Genomic DNA, 13,728 nt, shown 5'->3' with positions numbered 1-13,728 from the left:
ACTCCTTTTTAAATTTCTTTTTAAATTCTAACACGACGAGATTTTTTCTTCTTTTTCTTTTTTGGTTTAAAGTTTGTTTCTATTTTATTTTTTTCTAACTCTGAAATCATATCACCTATTTCTTCATTAGATTCTTCAATTTCTATTCTAAATAGATAAGAAAGTGTGTTCTCTTTAATTCTTTTCATAAGATCTACAAATAAATGAAAAGCTTCTTTTTTATATTCTTGTAAAGGATCTTTTTGTCCATAACCTCTTAACCCAACACTTTCTTTAATATGATCAAGCATTAATAAGTGCTCTTTCCAAAGTGTATCAATAGTAGTTAATAAGAAATACTTTTCTATTTCTCTTAAATTATCTGAACCAATTTGTTTTTCTTTTTCTTCATATCTTTTAAAAGCTACCTCTTTTAATTCTTCAAAAAGCTGCTCTTTTCTGGCAAGATCAGTATCAATTTCAGGAGTAAAAGCAAAAATCTCTTTAAAACGTTCTATTAAAACTTCTATATCTTCTTTTTCAAGGTGTCTTTTTTCTATAAAAGCACTTTCTACCAATTCCTCACATACTTCTTCTATCATAGAAAGTATCCAGTCTTTTATAGATTCGCTTTTCAAGATTTCTTTTCTTTGAGAATAGATAGTTTCTCTTTGCTTATTCATTACATCATCATATTCAAGAAGATGTTTTCTTATTTCAAAATGAAAAGACTCAACCTTCTTTTGAGCCTGTTCTATAGCTTTAGAAAGCCAGGGATGTTCTAAAGGTTCTCCCTCAGGAAGACCCAATTTTTCTACAAAGGTTTTAAGTTTATCAGAACCAAAAAGCCTTAACAGATCATCTTCTAAAGAGAGAAAAAATTTAGAAGCTCCAGGATCTCCTTGTCTTCCTGCTCTTCCTCTTAACTGATTATCCACTCTTCTTGATTCATGTCTTTCTGTTCCAATAATATAAAGACCTCCCAAAGCTTTTACCTTTTCTGCATCTTTTTGACATTCTAAATATTTTTCATAAAGAACTTTAGCCCAGTAATCTTTGTATTTAGTTGTTGGATCTATCCCTTGTTTAGCCATGGTAAGGACTTCGTTCCAAGCTCTTTCATCTATTTCAGAAAGATCATAGCCCTCTGCTTCAAGTTGTGCTTTAGCAAGACCCTCTGGATTCCCTCCTAAAAGGATATCAACTCCTCTTCCAGCCATATTGGTAGCAATGGTTACTGCATGAGATCTTCCAGCTTGAGCTATAATCTGAGCTTCTTTTTCATGATGTTTGGCATTTAAAACCTGATGAGGAATTTTTCTTTTTTTAAGCATTTTAGAAAGAAGCTCACTCTTTTCTATACTTGTAGTACCAACAAGCACAGGTCTTCCTTCTTTATAACACTTCTCTATTTCCTCTACTACTTTTTCAAATTTTTCTCTCTGGGTTCTAAAAACTACATCAGGATAATCTTTTCTTATCATGGGTTTATGAGTTGGAATAACTATTACATCAAGATTATATATTTCTTTAAATTCTGCGGCTTCTGTTTCAGCTGTTCCTGTCATTCCAGCAATTTTTTCATACATTCTAAAATAATTCTGAATGGTTATCATGGCTAAGGTCTGATTCTCAGCTTCAATTCTAACTCTTTCTTTAGCTTCTATAGCCTGATGCAATCCATCACTCCAGCGTCTTCCTGGCATAAGTCTTCCTGTAAATTCATCTACAATAATAATCTTTCCATCTTTAACCACATAATCCACATCTCTTTTGAATAAGTGATGAGCTCTTAAAGCCTGATGAATATGATGAACAAGTCTTACATATCTGGGATTATAAAGATTTTTAATACCTAAAAGCCTTTCGCACTCAGTAATTCCCTCTTCTGTAAGAGTAACATTCTTCGTCTTTTCATCTATAGTAAAATGTGTATCTATTTTTAGTTTCCTTACAATTTCATCTATAAAATAATATATATCCGTAGATTCTTCAGAAGGTCCTGAAATAATAAGAGGTGTTCTTGCTTCATCAATTAAAATAGAATCAACTTCATCTATAATAACATAATAATGTCCTCTTTGAACCATATCATCTAAGGAATATTTCATATTATCACGGAGATAATCAAATCCAAATTCACTATTGGTTCCATAGGTTATATCACAGGCATAAGCCTTTTTTCTTTCAGAATCATTCATATTATTTTGAAGATAACCTACAGTTAATCCTAAAAATCTGTAAATAGGTCCCATCCATTCAGCATCCCTCTTAGCTAAATAATCATTAACTGTAACGATATGAACTCCTTTTCCAGTAAGTGCATTAAGATAAGCTGGAAGAGTTGCTACTAAGGTTTTTCCCTCTCCTGTTTTCATTTCTGCTATTTTACCCTGGTGAAGAACAATACCACCCATAAGTTGAACATCAAAATGACGCATTCCAAGAATACGTCTTGCTGCTTCTCTTACCACTGCAAAAGCTTCTGGAAGAATATCATCGAGTGTTGCTCCTCTTCCAAGTTTCTCTTTAAATTCTACAGTCTTTCTGGCAAGCTCATCATCAGAAAGTTTCTTTATTTCAGGCTCTAAATCGTTTATCCTTTGAACTATAGGCTTAAGTTTCTTAAGCTCTCTTTCGTTTTTAGTACCTATAATTTTACTTAAAACCTTAGCAATCATGAGACAAAATTACCCCCTTTATATCTAAAAAAATTTTTATTTCTTTCTAAATTTAATACCTTTTCTTTATAATACAAGTTTTATTAAGATTTAGGCTACTGGATAAGCAAAATCTGGTCTATTTTTCTAAAACTTTGATATACAAAGCTTCTTAAGCATAATGCTTACTTCTTAGATAAGATTTTTAAAAATACCTTGCTATATTTTAAAAATGTATTATTTTTAATTTTAAAATAATTACAAATTTTAATAATATATGTATTTTTAAGTGTTAAAATTAAATTAAAATATTAAAAAATGAAAGAAAATATAAAAAAATATAAATGCAGTGTATGTGGATATATTTATGATCCAGGAATAGAAAATTCTGACAATATTCCGTCAGAAACACCTTTTGAAGATCTTCCTGAAGATTGGATGTGTCCTATTTGCGGAGCTTCTAAAAAAGATTTTATACCTGAAGATTAATATATAATTTTATTTTTAATTTTATTTAATTTAATTTTATTTAAAAAGAAAAAAAATGTATGAAAGCATTTAAAATTAAGGAAAGAGAGAAAGCTTGCCAAGGGATTAATTTTAGGTTCTCCCATTTTTTTATAATTAGGTATTAGCATCTATGGCAGGTTTTGGAAGTTATTTAAAAAGTTTAAGACCTAAAGGTAAAATCAAAGCTGCTTTTGGGTCTTATGGCTGGAGTGGAGAATCTGTAAAAATTTTAAATGAAGTTCTAAAGGCTATCTAAGCAGATATTATTCATGAGGGAATTAAAGTTAAATATGCTTCTGATAAAGAGTCACTTTCTAAATGTGAAGAACTGGGAAAAATGGTAGCAAGAAAAATAAAAGAAGGTTAAAACAGGAATTTTTAAATTAACTGAAAATTATATCCAAATAAAAAAAGAAGTTCTAAAAACCTTAGAGACTGAAGATATTTCAAGTATTTTAAAATCACTTAGTGTTTATCCTCCCACCAAGATTATTAGTTTTCTTATAGGTGCATTTTTACATCCTGATGAAGTAGTTCGTTGGAAAGCCGTCATTGCTTTTGGATATTTCACTGCTGAAATTGCTAAAAATGAAATGGAAAGAGCCAGAATAGTTATCAGACGCCTTATGTGGATGCTTAATGAGGAATCAGGAGGTATGGCTTGGGGAGTTCCAGAAGGATTTGCAGAAGCTCTTTATAATTGTGAAGTGTTAAAAGATGAATATTTACCTATATTTGTGTCTTATATTTGGAATGCAGAAGAAACTGGTAAATATAAAGCAGATAATTTTTTAGAATTTCCACCAGCTCAAAGAGGAGTAATATGGGGAATAGGAAGACTGGCAGAAAAATATAAAAAAGAACTCTGGGAAAATAAAGCTCCTTTTTACATTAAACAAATTCTGGAAGAAACCAAGGATTCAGGGGTGATGTTCCTCTCTCTATGGAGTTTGAATAAATTAAAACCTTTTCCTAAGGACTCCTCCTTAAATAACAACTTGATTGAAAAGGTTTTTTCTTTTCTTTTAAAAAAGAATTATTCTTTCTTGCTTTTTGATGGGAAAAGAATCTATTCAAAGTCTATTAAAGAACTTCAAAAAGAATTTTTTTCTACTTCTTAATTCCATTTAGAATGGCATTGTTTCATTGAGTATAACAGTTGATTTCTTTTAAATTTTTCAATAAAATAGATAAAGATCTTTTATTTTCTTAAAAATGGATTATATTTATCTCGCTATGAGAGTAGCAGTACAGGCTTATAAAAATGTAGATTTTGAAAAATTAATAAACGATTTTAATGAGCAACTCAAAGATCTAAGGGGGTGTCTTTGACCCTGAAAGTATTAAAATCCGTTTAAAAAATATAGAAGAAAAACTTCAAAACAATCCTGATTGGGATTCTATAGAAACTAAAAATCTTCTCAAGGAAAGAGCTCATCTCTCTGAAAGATTATCTATATTTGAAGATCTTATTAAGTCTTTTAATAATATTTTGGAGTGGTTTGAATTTTATAAAGAGGAAAAAAATTTAGAAACTTTGCAGGCATTTTTAGAAGAGCTTGAGGCTTTTGAAAGTAAACTTAAAAAAGAGGAAATCAAGCTCCTACTTTCTGGAGAATATGATTATTCTTCTGCTATTTTAAGTATTCATGCTGGAACAGGTGGAACAGATGCTCAGGACTGGGCTTATATGCTTTTAAGAATGTATGTAAGATGGGCTGAAAAAAAAGGATATAAAGTAAAATTAGTAGATAGCCTTCCAGGAGAAGAAGCAGGAATAAAAAATGCTGTTCTTTTAATAGAAGGACCTTGGGCTTATGGCTATTTAAAAGGAGAAAAAGGGGTGCATAGGCTTATTCGTATTTCTCCTTTTGATGCTAATTCCAGAAGACATACTTCCTTTGCCTCTGTAACTGTTATTCCTGAAATAGAAGAAGATATAGAAGTAAAAATAAAACCTGAAGATCTAAGAATAGAAACTATGAGAGCAAGTGGCCATGGTGGTCAGCATGTTAATAAAACAGAAAGTGCAGTAAGAATTACTCATATTCCTACAGGGATCGTGGTTACCTGCCAGAATGAAAGAAGTCAATATTTAAATAAAATGACAGCTTTAAAAATTTTAAGATCAAGGCTTTATCAACTTGAAAAACAAAAATTAGAGCAAAAAAAGGAAAATCTTATAGGAGAAAAAAAAGAAATAAGCTGGGGAAATCAAATCAGAACTTATACATTACATCCTTACAGAATAGTTAAAGATCACAGAACTCAATATGAAAACTATAAAGTAGAAGAAGTTCTTAATGGAGAAATAGATGATTTTATACGAGAATATTTACTCTGGGAAGCTAAACAAAAATTAAATAAAAAATAGGAGTAAAAACTATGAAACCCTTTAAAGCTCTTGTTATGTTAGAAGATGGCACTTATTTTTGGGGAAGGTCTTTTACAGGAAGAGGAGAATCTTTTGGAGAAATTGTTTTTAATACAGGTATGACAGGTTATCAAGAAATACTTACAGATCCCTCTTATTATGGACAGATTGTTACCATGACTTACCCTCTTATTGGAAACTATGGGATAAATTCTGAGGATATGGAAAGTGAAAAAATACATGTAGCAGGGTTTATAGTAAGAGAGTATCAACCCTTTTACAGCAACTGGAGAGCAGAAAAATCCTTGGGAAATTGGCTTTCAGAGAATGGAATACTTGGAATAGAAGGAATAGACACCAGAGCTTTAACCAGGCATTTAAGAATTCATGGAGCTATGAAAGGTGGTATTACTACAGAAACTTTGGATCCTAAAAAGTTTTTAGAAAAGATAAAAGAAAGTCCTGCTTATGTAGGAAGAGATCTGGTGCGATATGTAACCTGTAATAAAGTTTATTATTATGGTAAAAAAGGAAAAGAAAATTTTAAGAATTTTAAAGGAGAAGGTAAATATAAAATAGCAGTAATAGACTGTGGTTTAAAGCTAAATCAACTTCGTATTTTTGTTGAAAAAGGAGCTGAGTGTTTAATTTTTCCTGCTTATACTTCCTCAGAAGAAATACTTTCTTATAATCCTGATGGTATTTTTGTTTCCAATGGACCAGGAGACCCCGGAGCTCTTACTAAAATTGTGAGCACTGTAAAGGAACTTTTAGGTAAAAAACCCTTATTTGGAATCTGTTTGGGTCATCAAATTATTGGACAGGCTTTGGGAGCTACTACTTATAAGTTGAAATTTGGACATAGAGGAATAAATAATCCTGTTCTCAATTTATTTAATAAAAAAGTAGAAATAACCTCTCAAAATCACGGTTTTTGTGTCAAAAAAGAAGAATTACCAAAAGAAGCTATAGTCACTCATGTTAATCTTAATGATAATACTTTAGAAGGAATTTTTGTTCCTGAACTTAAACTTATGTCTGTACAATATCATCCTGAAAATGCCCCAGGTCCTCATGATTCAATTTATTTATTTGATAGTTTCTTGAAATTGGTGGAGGGAGAAATTGAAAATTTATACCCCTAAGGATTTTCCTCTTGATTTTGAAACAGTAATAACCATAGGTAGTTTTGATGGGATTCATTTAGGTCATAAGGCGCTTTTTAAAGAAGCAGAAATTTTAGCAGAAGAGCTTGGAGTTAGCCCTTTAATTGTTTCCTTTGATCCTCATCCTCGGCATGTCTTGTTTCCTGAAGCAAATTTTAAACTCCTAACCACTTTAGAAGAAAAATTACATTTACTTTCTCAACTAAATATTAAACAAATAGCTTTAATTCCATTTACCCAAAGTATAGCTAAACTTTCTCCAGATCTTTTTGTGCAGGAATATATAGTAGATAATCTCAAAGCAAAAGGAGTAGTAGTGGGATTTAATTTTAGATTTGGCAGGAATAAAAAGGGAAATACAGAATATTTAAAAAATTTGGGGAAAAAATACAATTTTATAGTAAAAACTGTTCCACCAATAACAATAGATGATTTAACTGTTTCAAGTACCCAAATAAGATATTTTATTGAAAAGGGAGAAATAGAAAAAGCCAACAAACTTCTTGGGCATTCTTATTTTATTATAGGAAAGGTTGTAAAAGGAAAGGGTAGAGGAGAACTTCTGGGTTTCCCTACTGCTAATTTAGAGATACCTTCTTTTAAATTAATCCCTGTTCCAGGAGTTTATGCTGTTTGGGTATATTGGAAAAATCAAAAGTTTAAAGGAGCTATGAACATAGGAACTAAACCCACTTTTGAAGACAAAGAATTAAGCGTGGAAATTCATATTTTTGATTTTAATAAAAATATATATGGAGAGACTCTTAAAATAGAATTGATTAAACATATAAGAGAAGAGAAAAAATTCCCTTCTTTAGAAGAACTAAAAGACCAAATTAAAAAAGACTGTGAATTAATTGATAAGATTTTAATTTAAAATTTACCCTCCTTTTTTAATTGTTCTACAAAAGCATCATAGACATTGACTTTTTTACCAATTTTTTTCGGAATATTTACTCCTCTTTTACGAAGTTCATTTACAATTTTATTAACTTGAAACTTACTTATACCAAGTTTTTCTGCTATCTCATTTGCACTCATGTGAGCATAATTTTCATATACAAACTTAACATCATCTATAGTTATAGGTCTTCCTCTTTTTCTCATAATTTACCTCCTTATCTATTTTTTATATTTAAAATATAACAGATTAAAGAAATATCAAGAGATTTAAAAAGAAAAATTAAAGCTATTTTCTATATTTTTAAGTTTTTCTAAAAATACATAATTAGTAAGATCATACTGAATAGGTGTAATAGTAATATATCCTTGTTTTAAAGCTATTACATCTGTATTAGGATCTGTTTCTGTATGTTCTTCTGCTCCTTGCCAATAATAAACTTTACCATGGAGATCCAATCTTTTATCAAAAAATTCTTTTAATTTGGCTTTGGATTGTCTAACAAATCTAATACCTTTTATTTGGCATGGATTTATATGAGGTATATTAATATTAAGACAGAAAGGTAAGTTAATAGGTAAATTGAAAACTTTTTCAATAAAATTTGATATAAAATAAGCTGTAAAACAGTAATCATTAACTTCGTAAGCATCTATGGAAACAGCTATAGCTGGATAACCCAACATTTTAGCTTCTGTAGCAGCAGAAACTGTTCCAGAATAAAGCACATTAATTCCTACATTAGCTCCTCTATTAATTCCAGAAATTACCAGATCAACAGGGCCTATTAATTCATAAATAGCGAGTTTAACACAATCTGCAGGGGTTCCATTAACAGCATAACCCCAGAAATATTTTCCTCTTTTTACTTTGCTAACTCTTAAAGGATAATGAATGGTGATAGCATGCCCTACTGCACTTCTTTCAGCTTCAGGAGCTACTATATAGACTTCATGTTCCAAACATAAAGCTTCGTATAAAGCACAAAGTCCCTCAGCATAAATACCATCATCATTGGTAAGAAGAATTCTCATAAAGATTTAAAAATCCTTAAATTTTTTGTAAAGATAAATTAAACACTTCTCTCTAAAAGCACAATACTCCTTAGGATGTTTACAACCATCGGTTAGTTTAACATATTCTCTATATTTTTCACAATAAGCTAATTCAGCTTGTTCTTCTTTTTGTTTCCCTTTTTCTTCTTTATTCTCCATTTTTAAGTTCTGTAATGAGCATTTATTTTTACATACTCTTCAGTTAAATCTGTAGTTAAAACTTCATAGCTTTGTTTTCCATCTTTTAACTTTATTAAAAGTTCTATTTCTTCTTTTTGGATTTCATCTTTTAAAATATCTTCATTTGTTGCCACTTTTAAATCCTTAATCCATAGATGATTATTTAAATAGATTTCTATTTTATCAAGATGGAAATAAATTCCTGTTTTTCCAAGTGCTGCAAAAATTCTACCCCAATTGGGATCTCCTCCATAAAAAGCAGTTTTTACTAATGGAGAATTTGCTATTGCAAAAGCTAAATTTTTAGCCTCCTCTTTGGTTTTGGCTCCTTTTATTGTTATTTTAATAACCTTACTTGCTCCTTCACCGTCTTTAATAATTAAATAAGCCAGCTCTTTAGCAACTTTTTTGCAGGTATTTTCAAAACTATCCCAATCTTTAATTTCTTTCCTATTGCTACAAAGCATATAAACTGTATCATTGGTGCTGGTATCACTATCTACCGTTATTCTATTGAAACTTTGATCTACCATCTTAGGAAGAAGTTTTTTAAGGGTCTCCTTAGAAACTATAGCATCTGTGAGAATAAAACCCAGCATAGTAGCCATATTAGGAGCAATCATTCCTGCACCTTTAGCAATTCCCATAACCACAATATCATCTATAGTTTTTTTGGAAACTATCTTTGGGAAGGTATCAGTGGTCATAATAGCTTTGGCAAAAGAAATATAATTATCTGGTGTTAAACCAGAAATTAGTTTTTCAATCTTAGGTAGTATTTTATTTAAAGGGAGCTGTTCTCCTATAACTCCTGTAGAGGCAGGTAAAAAATTTTTATAAGACAATTTAAATCTTTTAGCAATTTCTTCTAACAAATTTTGAGCTTTTACTAGACCTTCATCTCCTGTGCAGGCATTAGCTACACCACTATTTGCTACTATACCAAAAATTTCTTTCCCTTTAATTAGCTTTTTTCCAAGAATAACAGGAGCAGCTTTTACAATATTTTTAGTAAAAACTCCCCAGGCAGTTAATTTTTCAGAAGAATAAATTAGTCCCAGATCAAGCTTATCTTCTTTTTTTATTCCACAACTTACGGCAGAAAATAAAAAACCTTCAGGAACAAACATATTTTACCCCATTTTTCTAAATCTTAATTTAATTTTAACCAAATCTTCCTGTAATATAATCTTCTGTGAGTTTTTTCTCAGGATTGGTAAAAATTTTTTCAGTAGGTCCTACTTCTATTAGCTCACCTAAATACATAAAGGCTGTATAATCCGAAATTCGTGCAGCCTGTTGCATATTATGTGTAACAATTACTATAGTAACCTTTAGTTTTAGCTGAACTATAAGATCTTCTATTTTGGCAGTAGAAATAGGATCAAGTGCAGAGGTTGGTTCATCAAATAAGATAACCTTGGGTTCAACTGCTATTGCTCTGGCAATACAGAGTCTCTGTTGCTGTCCCCCTGATAAAGAAAAAGCACTTTCTTTAAGCCTATCTTTTACTTCATCCCATAGTGCAGCATCTTTCAAAGCTTTTTCCACTCTATCTTTTAATTCTGTCCCTTTTACTCCCTTTAATTTCAATCCATAAGCTACATTGTCAAAGATACTCATAGGAAAAGGAGTAGGTTTTTGAAAAACCATACCAATTTTAGACCTGAGATCAATTAAATCTATGTTTTTATCCAGAATATTTTTTCCTTCAAAAATAATTTCTCCTTCGTATTTATTTCCTACATATAAATCATGCATTCTATTTAAACATCTTAAAAGAGTGGTTTTACCACATCCAGAAGGCCCTATAAGAGCAGTAACTTTCTTTTTAAAGACTTTTAGATTTATATTTTTTAAAGCCTTTTCTTTTCCATAATAAAAATTTAGATTTCTAACTTCTATTTCTATATTTCTTTCTTGCATTCTGGCTCCTTGTTATCTTTTGTTCTTAAAAATATTACCATAATGAATTAAAAATTTGGCTATAAGAGATAATATTAAAATAAAAAATGTTAAGCAAAAAGAAGCAGCCCAGGCTTGATTATGCCAATATTCATAGGGACTCATAGTATAATTAAAAATGGTAACAGTTAAAGATGCCATAGGTTTAAAAATATCAAATGAAAGGTAATTATTACTAAAGGCTGTAAAAAGCAAAGGAGCAGTCTCTCCAGATATTCTTGCTACACCTAAGATAATTCCTGTTAAAATTCCTACTTTAGCTGATCTTAAGACTATATCTTTTATTATTTGCCATTTATAAGCACCTAAGGCATAAGCAGCTTCTCTTAAAGTAAAAGGAACTAAAATAAGCATTTCATAAGTAGTTACACATATTACAGGAACCATAAGCATAGCCAAAGCCAAAGCTCCAGCAAGAGCATTGAAATGTTTTAAAGGGATAACTAAGAGAGCATACATTACAGCACCCATTATAATAGAAGGAGTGCTAACCATTACATCAGTAATGTTTTTTAAAACATAAAAAAATTTAGAATTTCTACCATATTCAGCATAATAAATCCCAGCAAAAAGTCCAATAGGAATACCTATAATAGTAGATAAAATAGTTATAATTAGATGCCCTACAAAAGCATGTCTTAATCCTCCTATATTAAGTCCAGGAGGACCTGCATCTTGTGTAAATAATTCTATACTTAAATGTTTAAACCCATTAAAAAAAAGAACTCCTAAAATCCAAAATAACCAAAAAAGTCCATATAAAGCAGCTAAAAGAGAAAGAAAAAGCATAAGTTTATTTAAAAATTTTCTTTTTAACAGTCTTATTTTTTCCATCTTTTTTCCAGTCTTAACACCATTAATTTAGCTAAAATTAGAATTATAAAAGATATAATAAAAAGAAACAAAGATAAATAAAACAAAGAGGAAAGATAAAGAGGGGTATCAGCTTCTGTAAATTGATTGGCAAGGGCTACAGTAATAGTGGTAAAGGGTTCCAATAGAGATTTAGGAATCTGAGGAACATTACCTGCTAAAAAAGCCACAGCCATGGTTTCTCCAAGAGCCCTTCCTGTAGATAAAATTAAACCACCTGCGATACCAGAAGCAGTATAAGGAATAACTACATCTTTAATTACTTCCCACTTAGTAGCTCCAAGCCCATAAGCTGATTCTTTCATTACAGAAGGAACCAAATTAAAAGCATCTTTAACTACAGAAGCCATAAAAGGTATAATCATAATAGAAAGAACCAATGAAGTAGTAAGAACATCCACACCTGTAGGGACTCCAGAAAAAAGTTTTCCTATAAGCGGAATAGGTCCTAAAACCGTTTGTAAAAAAGGTTCTACTTTGTTTCTCATGACTTCAGCCAAAATTAAAAAACCCCACATACCATAAATAATACTTGGAATAGCTGCTAACAACTCTACACAGGTGATTACAAAACCTTTTAACCAAGAAGGAGCAAGTTCTGTAATAAAAATTGCAATTCCTATTGAAATAGGAGCAGCGATAATTATAGCTATAAAAGTGCTTATTAAAGTCCCTGCTATCATGGGCAAAGCACCAAAAGACTCTCTTACAGGATCCCAAGAGGTAGAGGTTAAAAATTGAAGAAATCCAAACTTTTGAATAGCTAATCTGGATTCATAAAACAGGATCAAAAATATAATTAAAGGAAAAATAAAACCTGTAAAAACTGCCCAAAAACCTAAAAAATATCTGGTAAAGGTCTCTATATAAGGACTTTTTTGAAACATTTTGCACCTTTATTCAGGTCTAATTAATTTTAACATAAAAATTGAAAAAGATAATAGTCCCTCTCTTCTGTAGAAAAGAGAGAGACTATACGTAGAATCTATGATTAGTAAGGATATACTTTTTGAATCTTCCAGTATTTATAAATCAAATATTTTAAATTCTTAGGAAGAGGAATATAATGCAACTTTTTAGCTATTTCATCTCCATTTTCAAAAGCCCATTTAAAAAATTTAGTAACTTCTTTTGTTTTAGGATTATCTTTTATCAAAAGAATATAAGAAGCCCCTGTAATAGGATAAGAATCTCTTCCAGGTTGATAAGTAAGATCAGCATAAAAATCTTTTTTTATAGACCATTTAGCATAAAAAGCAGCAGCTTTCATAGTTTTAACCGAAGGTTTCACAAAATTTCCACTTCTATTTTTAAGAATTGCTATGGGTAAATGGTTTTCCATAGCATAAGTATACTCTACATAGCCAATAGCTCCAAGAGTTTGTTTTACATAATTAGTTACACCAGGATTTCCTTTAGCACCTATCCCAACAGGCCAGTTAACAGATTTTTCTGCTCCTATTTTATTTTTCCATTCTGAACATACTTTACTTAAATAGGTAGTAAAAAGCCAAGTTGTCCCAGAACCTTCAGATCTATGAACCACTATAATAGGCAAATCAGGAAGATTTATATCAGGATTAAGTTTCTTAAGATAAGGATTGTTCCAGTTTTTAATTTTGCCTAAATAAATGTCACAAATGGCTCTCCCATCAAGCCTTAAAGTTTTATTATGCAAAGGTAAATTGTAAGTAATGACTACTGCACCTATAATTTCAGGAAATTGAGCTAAATTGTATTCCCTAAGCTCTGAAGATTTTAAAGGTTTATCACTTGCTCCAAAATCAACAGTCCTACTTTTAGCCTGTCTTATACCTCCTCCAGATCCAATGCCCTGATAATTAATCTTAATTCCTGTTTCTTTATAATATTGATAAGCCCATGCTTCAAGAACCGGTTGAGGAAAAGTTGCCCCAGCCCCTGTTAACTCCAAACTCCATCCTTGTGATAAAGTAAAACAAAAGAGAAAAATAAAACATAGTAAAAAACTAAACATCACATTCTCCTTAATTTTGCTGTAGTATCTCATGATTAACCCTCCTTTAAAGTTTTTCTTAAAAGATAC

Annotated in this window: 15 protein-coding genes; 6 read left to right on the top strand and 9 right to left on the bottom strand. The window is 30.6% G+C overall.

Translation table 11 applies throughout. From position 1 onward, the window contains the following. Window positions 1-20 precede the first annotated feature (20 nt). Window positions 21-2,660: a preprotein translocase subunit SecA gene (secA, locus tag CC87_RS05220; protein WP_084222207.1), complete on the bottom strand. Its 2,640-nt coding sequence runs from the start codon at window positions 2,658-2,660 to the stop codon at window positions 21-23. 309 nt (window positions 2,661-2,969) lie between these two features. Between secA and CC87_RS08890 the strand changes: the two genes are divergently transcribed. The 6 genes from CC87_RS08890 (at window position 2,970) to CC87_RS05200 (ending at window position 7,566) form a co-directional block, all read left to right on the top strand. Further along, entirely contained in the window at window positions 2,970-3,128 is a 159-nt protein-coding gene (locus CC87_RS08890; RefSeq protein WP_084222216.1) for a rubredoxin, read from the top strand. A gap of 151 nt (window positions 3,129-3,279) precedes the next feature. Further along, window positions 3,280-3,405 carry a hypothetical protein gene (locus CC87_RS09320; RefSeq protein WP_281170012.1) on the top strand — a complete coding sequence of 42 codons (126 nt, stop codon included), beginning with the start codon at window positions 3,280-3,282 and terminating at the stop codon, window positions 3,403-3,405. 118 nt (window positions 3,406-3,523) lie between these two features. Then, window positions 3,524-4,270, top strand: a complete 747-nt coding sequence (locus CC87_RS08675; protein ID WP_342666626.1) for a DVU0298 family protein — start codon at window positions 3,524-3,526, stop codon at window positions 4,268-4,270. Window positions 4,271-4,385: 115 nt separating this feature from the next. Then, window positions 4,386-5,523, top strand: a protein-coding gene (gene prfB, locus CC87_RS05210) for a peptide chain release factor 2 (RefSeq protein ID WP_211248399.1) whose coding sequence is annotated in 2 segments (ribosomal slippage) — window positions 4,386-4,478 and window positions 4,480-5,523 — 1,137 coding nt in all. Because the reading frame shifts where the segments join, the coding sequence is not laid out codon by codon here. Between the two features lie 11 nt (window positions 5,524-5,534). Beyond that, the gene (carA, locus tag CC87_RS05205) at window positions 5,535-6,668 is read left to right on the top strand and encodes a glutamine-hydrolyzing carbamoyl-phosphate synthase small subunit (protein ID WP_038056858.1); all 1,134 of its coding nucleotides are present in this window, start codon (window positions 5,535-5,537) and stop codon (window positions 6,666-6,668) included. Further along, window positions 6,649-7,566: a bifunctional riboflavin kinase/FAD synthetase gene (locus CC87_RS05200; protein ID WP_038056857.1), complete on the top strand. Its 918-nt coding sequence runs from the start codon at window positions 6,649-6,651 to the stop codon at window positions 7,564-7,566. The genes carA and CC87_RS05200 overlap by 20 nt, the downstream gene beginning before the upstream one ends. Here CC87_RS05200 and CC87_RS05195 read toward each other — a convergent pair. The 8 genes from CC87_RS05195 to pstS form a co-directional block, all read right to left on the bottom strand. Further along, entirely contained in the window at window positions 7,563-7,796 is a 234-nt protein-coding gene (locus tag CC87_RS05195) for a winged helix-turn-helix transcriptional regulator (protein WP_038056848.1), read from the bottom strand. The two genes, CC87_RS05200 and CC87_RS05195, sit on opposite strands and share 4 nt — an antisense overlap. Window positions 7,797-7,859: 63 nt before the next feature. Next, complete coding sequence (gene surE, locus CC87_RS05190) at window positions 7,860-8,624, bottom strand: 5'/3'-nucleotidase SurE (protein WP_038056844.1); 765 nt, start codon at window positions 8,622-8,624, stop codon at window positions 7,860-7,862. 6 nt (window positions 8,625-8,630) lie between these two features. Beyond that, window positions 8,631-8,804: a hypothetical protein gene (locus CC87_RS09035; RefSeq protein WP_156955584.1), complete on the bottom strand. Its 174-nt coding sequence runs from the start codon at window positions 8,802-8,804 to the stop codon at window positions 8,631-8,633. 2 nt (window positions 8,805-8,806) lie between these two features. Next, complete coding sequence (argJ, locus tag CC87_RS05185; RefSeq protein WP_038056843.1) at window positions 8,807-9,955, bottom strand: bifunctional glutamate N-acetyltransferase/amino-acid acetyltransferase ArgJ; 1,149 nt, start codon at window positions 9,953-9,955, stop codon at window positions 8,807-8,809. 34 nt (window positions 9,956-9,989) lie between these two features. Continuing rightward, window positions 9,990-10,751: a phosphate ABC transporter ATP-binding protein PstB gene (gene pstB / locus CC87_RS05180; protein WP_038056841.1), complete on the bottom strand. Its 762-nt coding sequence runs from the start codon at window positions 10,749-10,751 to the stop codon at window positions 9,990-9,992. 12 nt (window positions 10,752-10,763) lie between these two features. Beyond that, entirely contained in the window at window positions 10,764-11,624 is an 861-nt protein-coding gene (pstA, locus tag CC87_RS05175; RefSeq protein ID WP_038056839.1) for a phosphate ABC transporter permease PstA, read from the bottom strand. Continuing rightward, a complete protein-coding gene (gene pstC / locus CC87_RS05170) occupies window positions 11,612-12,550 on the bottom strand; it encodes a phosphate ABC transporter permease subunit PstC (protein WP_038056838.1) in 939 nt (312 codons plus the stop codon). The genes pstA and pstC overlap by 13 nt, the downstream gene beginning before the upstream one ends. A 104-nt stretch (window positions 12,551-12,654) precedes the next feature. Then, window positions 12,655-13,659, bottom strand: coding sequence for a phosphate ABC transporter substrate-binding protein PstS (gene pstS / locus CC87_RS05165; protein WP_038057070.1), 1,005 nt, complete (start codon window positions 13,657-13,659; stop codon window positions 12,655-12,657). Window positions 13,660-13,728: the final 69 nt, after the last annotated feature.

The organism is Thermodesulfobacterium hydrogeniphilum, assembly GCF_000746255.1.
Lineage (GTDB): Bacteria > Desulfobacterota > Thermodesulfobacteria > Thermodesulfobacteriales > Thermodesulfobacteriaceae > Thermodesulfobacterium > Thermodesulfobacterium hydrogeniphilum.
The sequence above is the reverse complement of the archived record's forward strand: the minus strand, read 5'-3'. Positions and strand labels throughout refer to the sequence as shown.

Excerpts from the sequence above, each read along its gene's own strand:
- carA (WP_038056858.1), top strand. The coding sequence starts at position 5,535 with ATGAAACCCTTTAAAGCTCTTGTTATGTTAGAAGATGGCACTTATTTT.
- pstC (WP_038056838.1), bottom strand. The coding sequence starts at position 12,550 with ATGTTTCAAAAAAGTCCTTATATAGAGACCTTTACCAGATATTTTTTA.
- pstA (WP_038056839.1), bottom strand. The coding sequence starts at position 11,624 with ATGGAAAAAATAAGACTGTTAAAAAGAAAATTTTTAAATAAACTTATG.
- surE (WP_038056844.1), bottom strand. The coding sequence starts at position 8,624 with ATGAGAATTCTTCTTACCAATGATGATGGTATTTATGCTGAGGGACTT.
- argJ (WP_038056843.1), bottom strand. The coding sequence starts at position 9,955 with ATGTTTGTTCCTGAAGGTTTTTTATTTTCTGCCGTAAGTTGTGGAATA.
- CC87_RS09320 (WP_281170012.1), top strand. The coding sequence starts at position 3,280 with ATGGCAGGTTTTGGAAGTTATTTAAAAAGTTTAAGACCTAAAGGTAAA.
- secA (WP_084222207.1), bottom strand. The coding sequence starts at position 2,660 with ATGATTGCTAAGGTTTTAAGTAAAATTATAGGTACTAAAAACGAAAGA.
- CC87_RS09035 (WP_156955584.1), bottom strand. The coding sequence starts at position 8,804 with ATGGAGAATAAAGAAGAAAAAGGGAAACAAAAAGAAGAACAAGCTGAA.
- pstS (WP_038057070.1), bottom strand. The coding sequence starts at position 13,659 with ATGTTTAGTTTTTTACTATGTTTTATTTTTCTCTTTTGTTTTACTTTA.
- pstB (WP_038056841.1), bottom strand. The coding sequence starts at position 10,751 with ATGCAAGAAAGAAATATAGAAATAGAAGTTAGAAATCTAAATTTTTAT.
- CC87_RS05195 (WP_038056848.1), bottom strand. The coding sequence starts at position 7,796 with ATGAGAAAAAGAGGAAGACCTATAACTATAGATGATGTTAAGTTTGTA.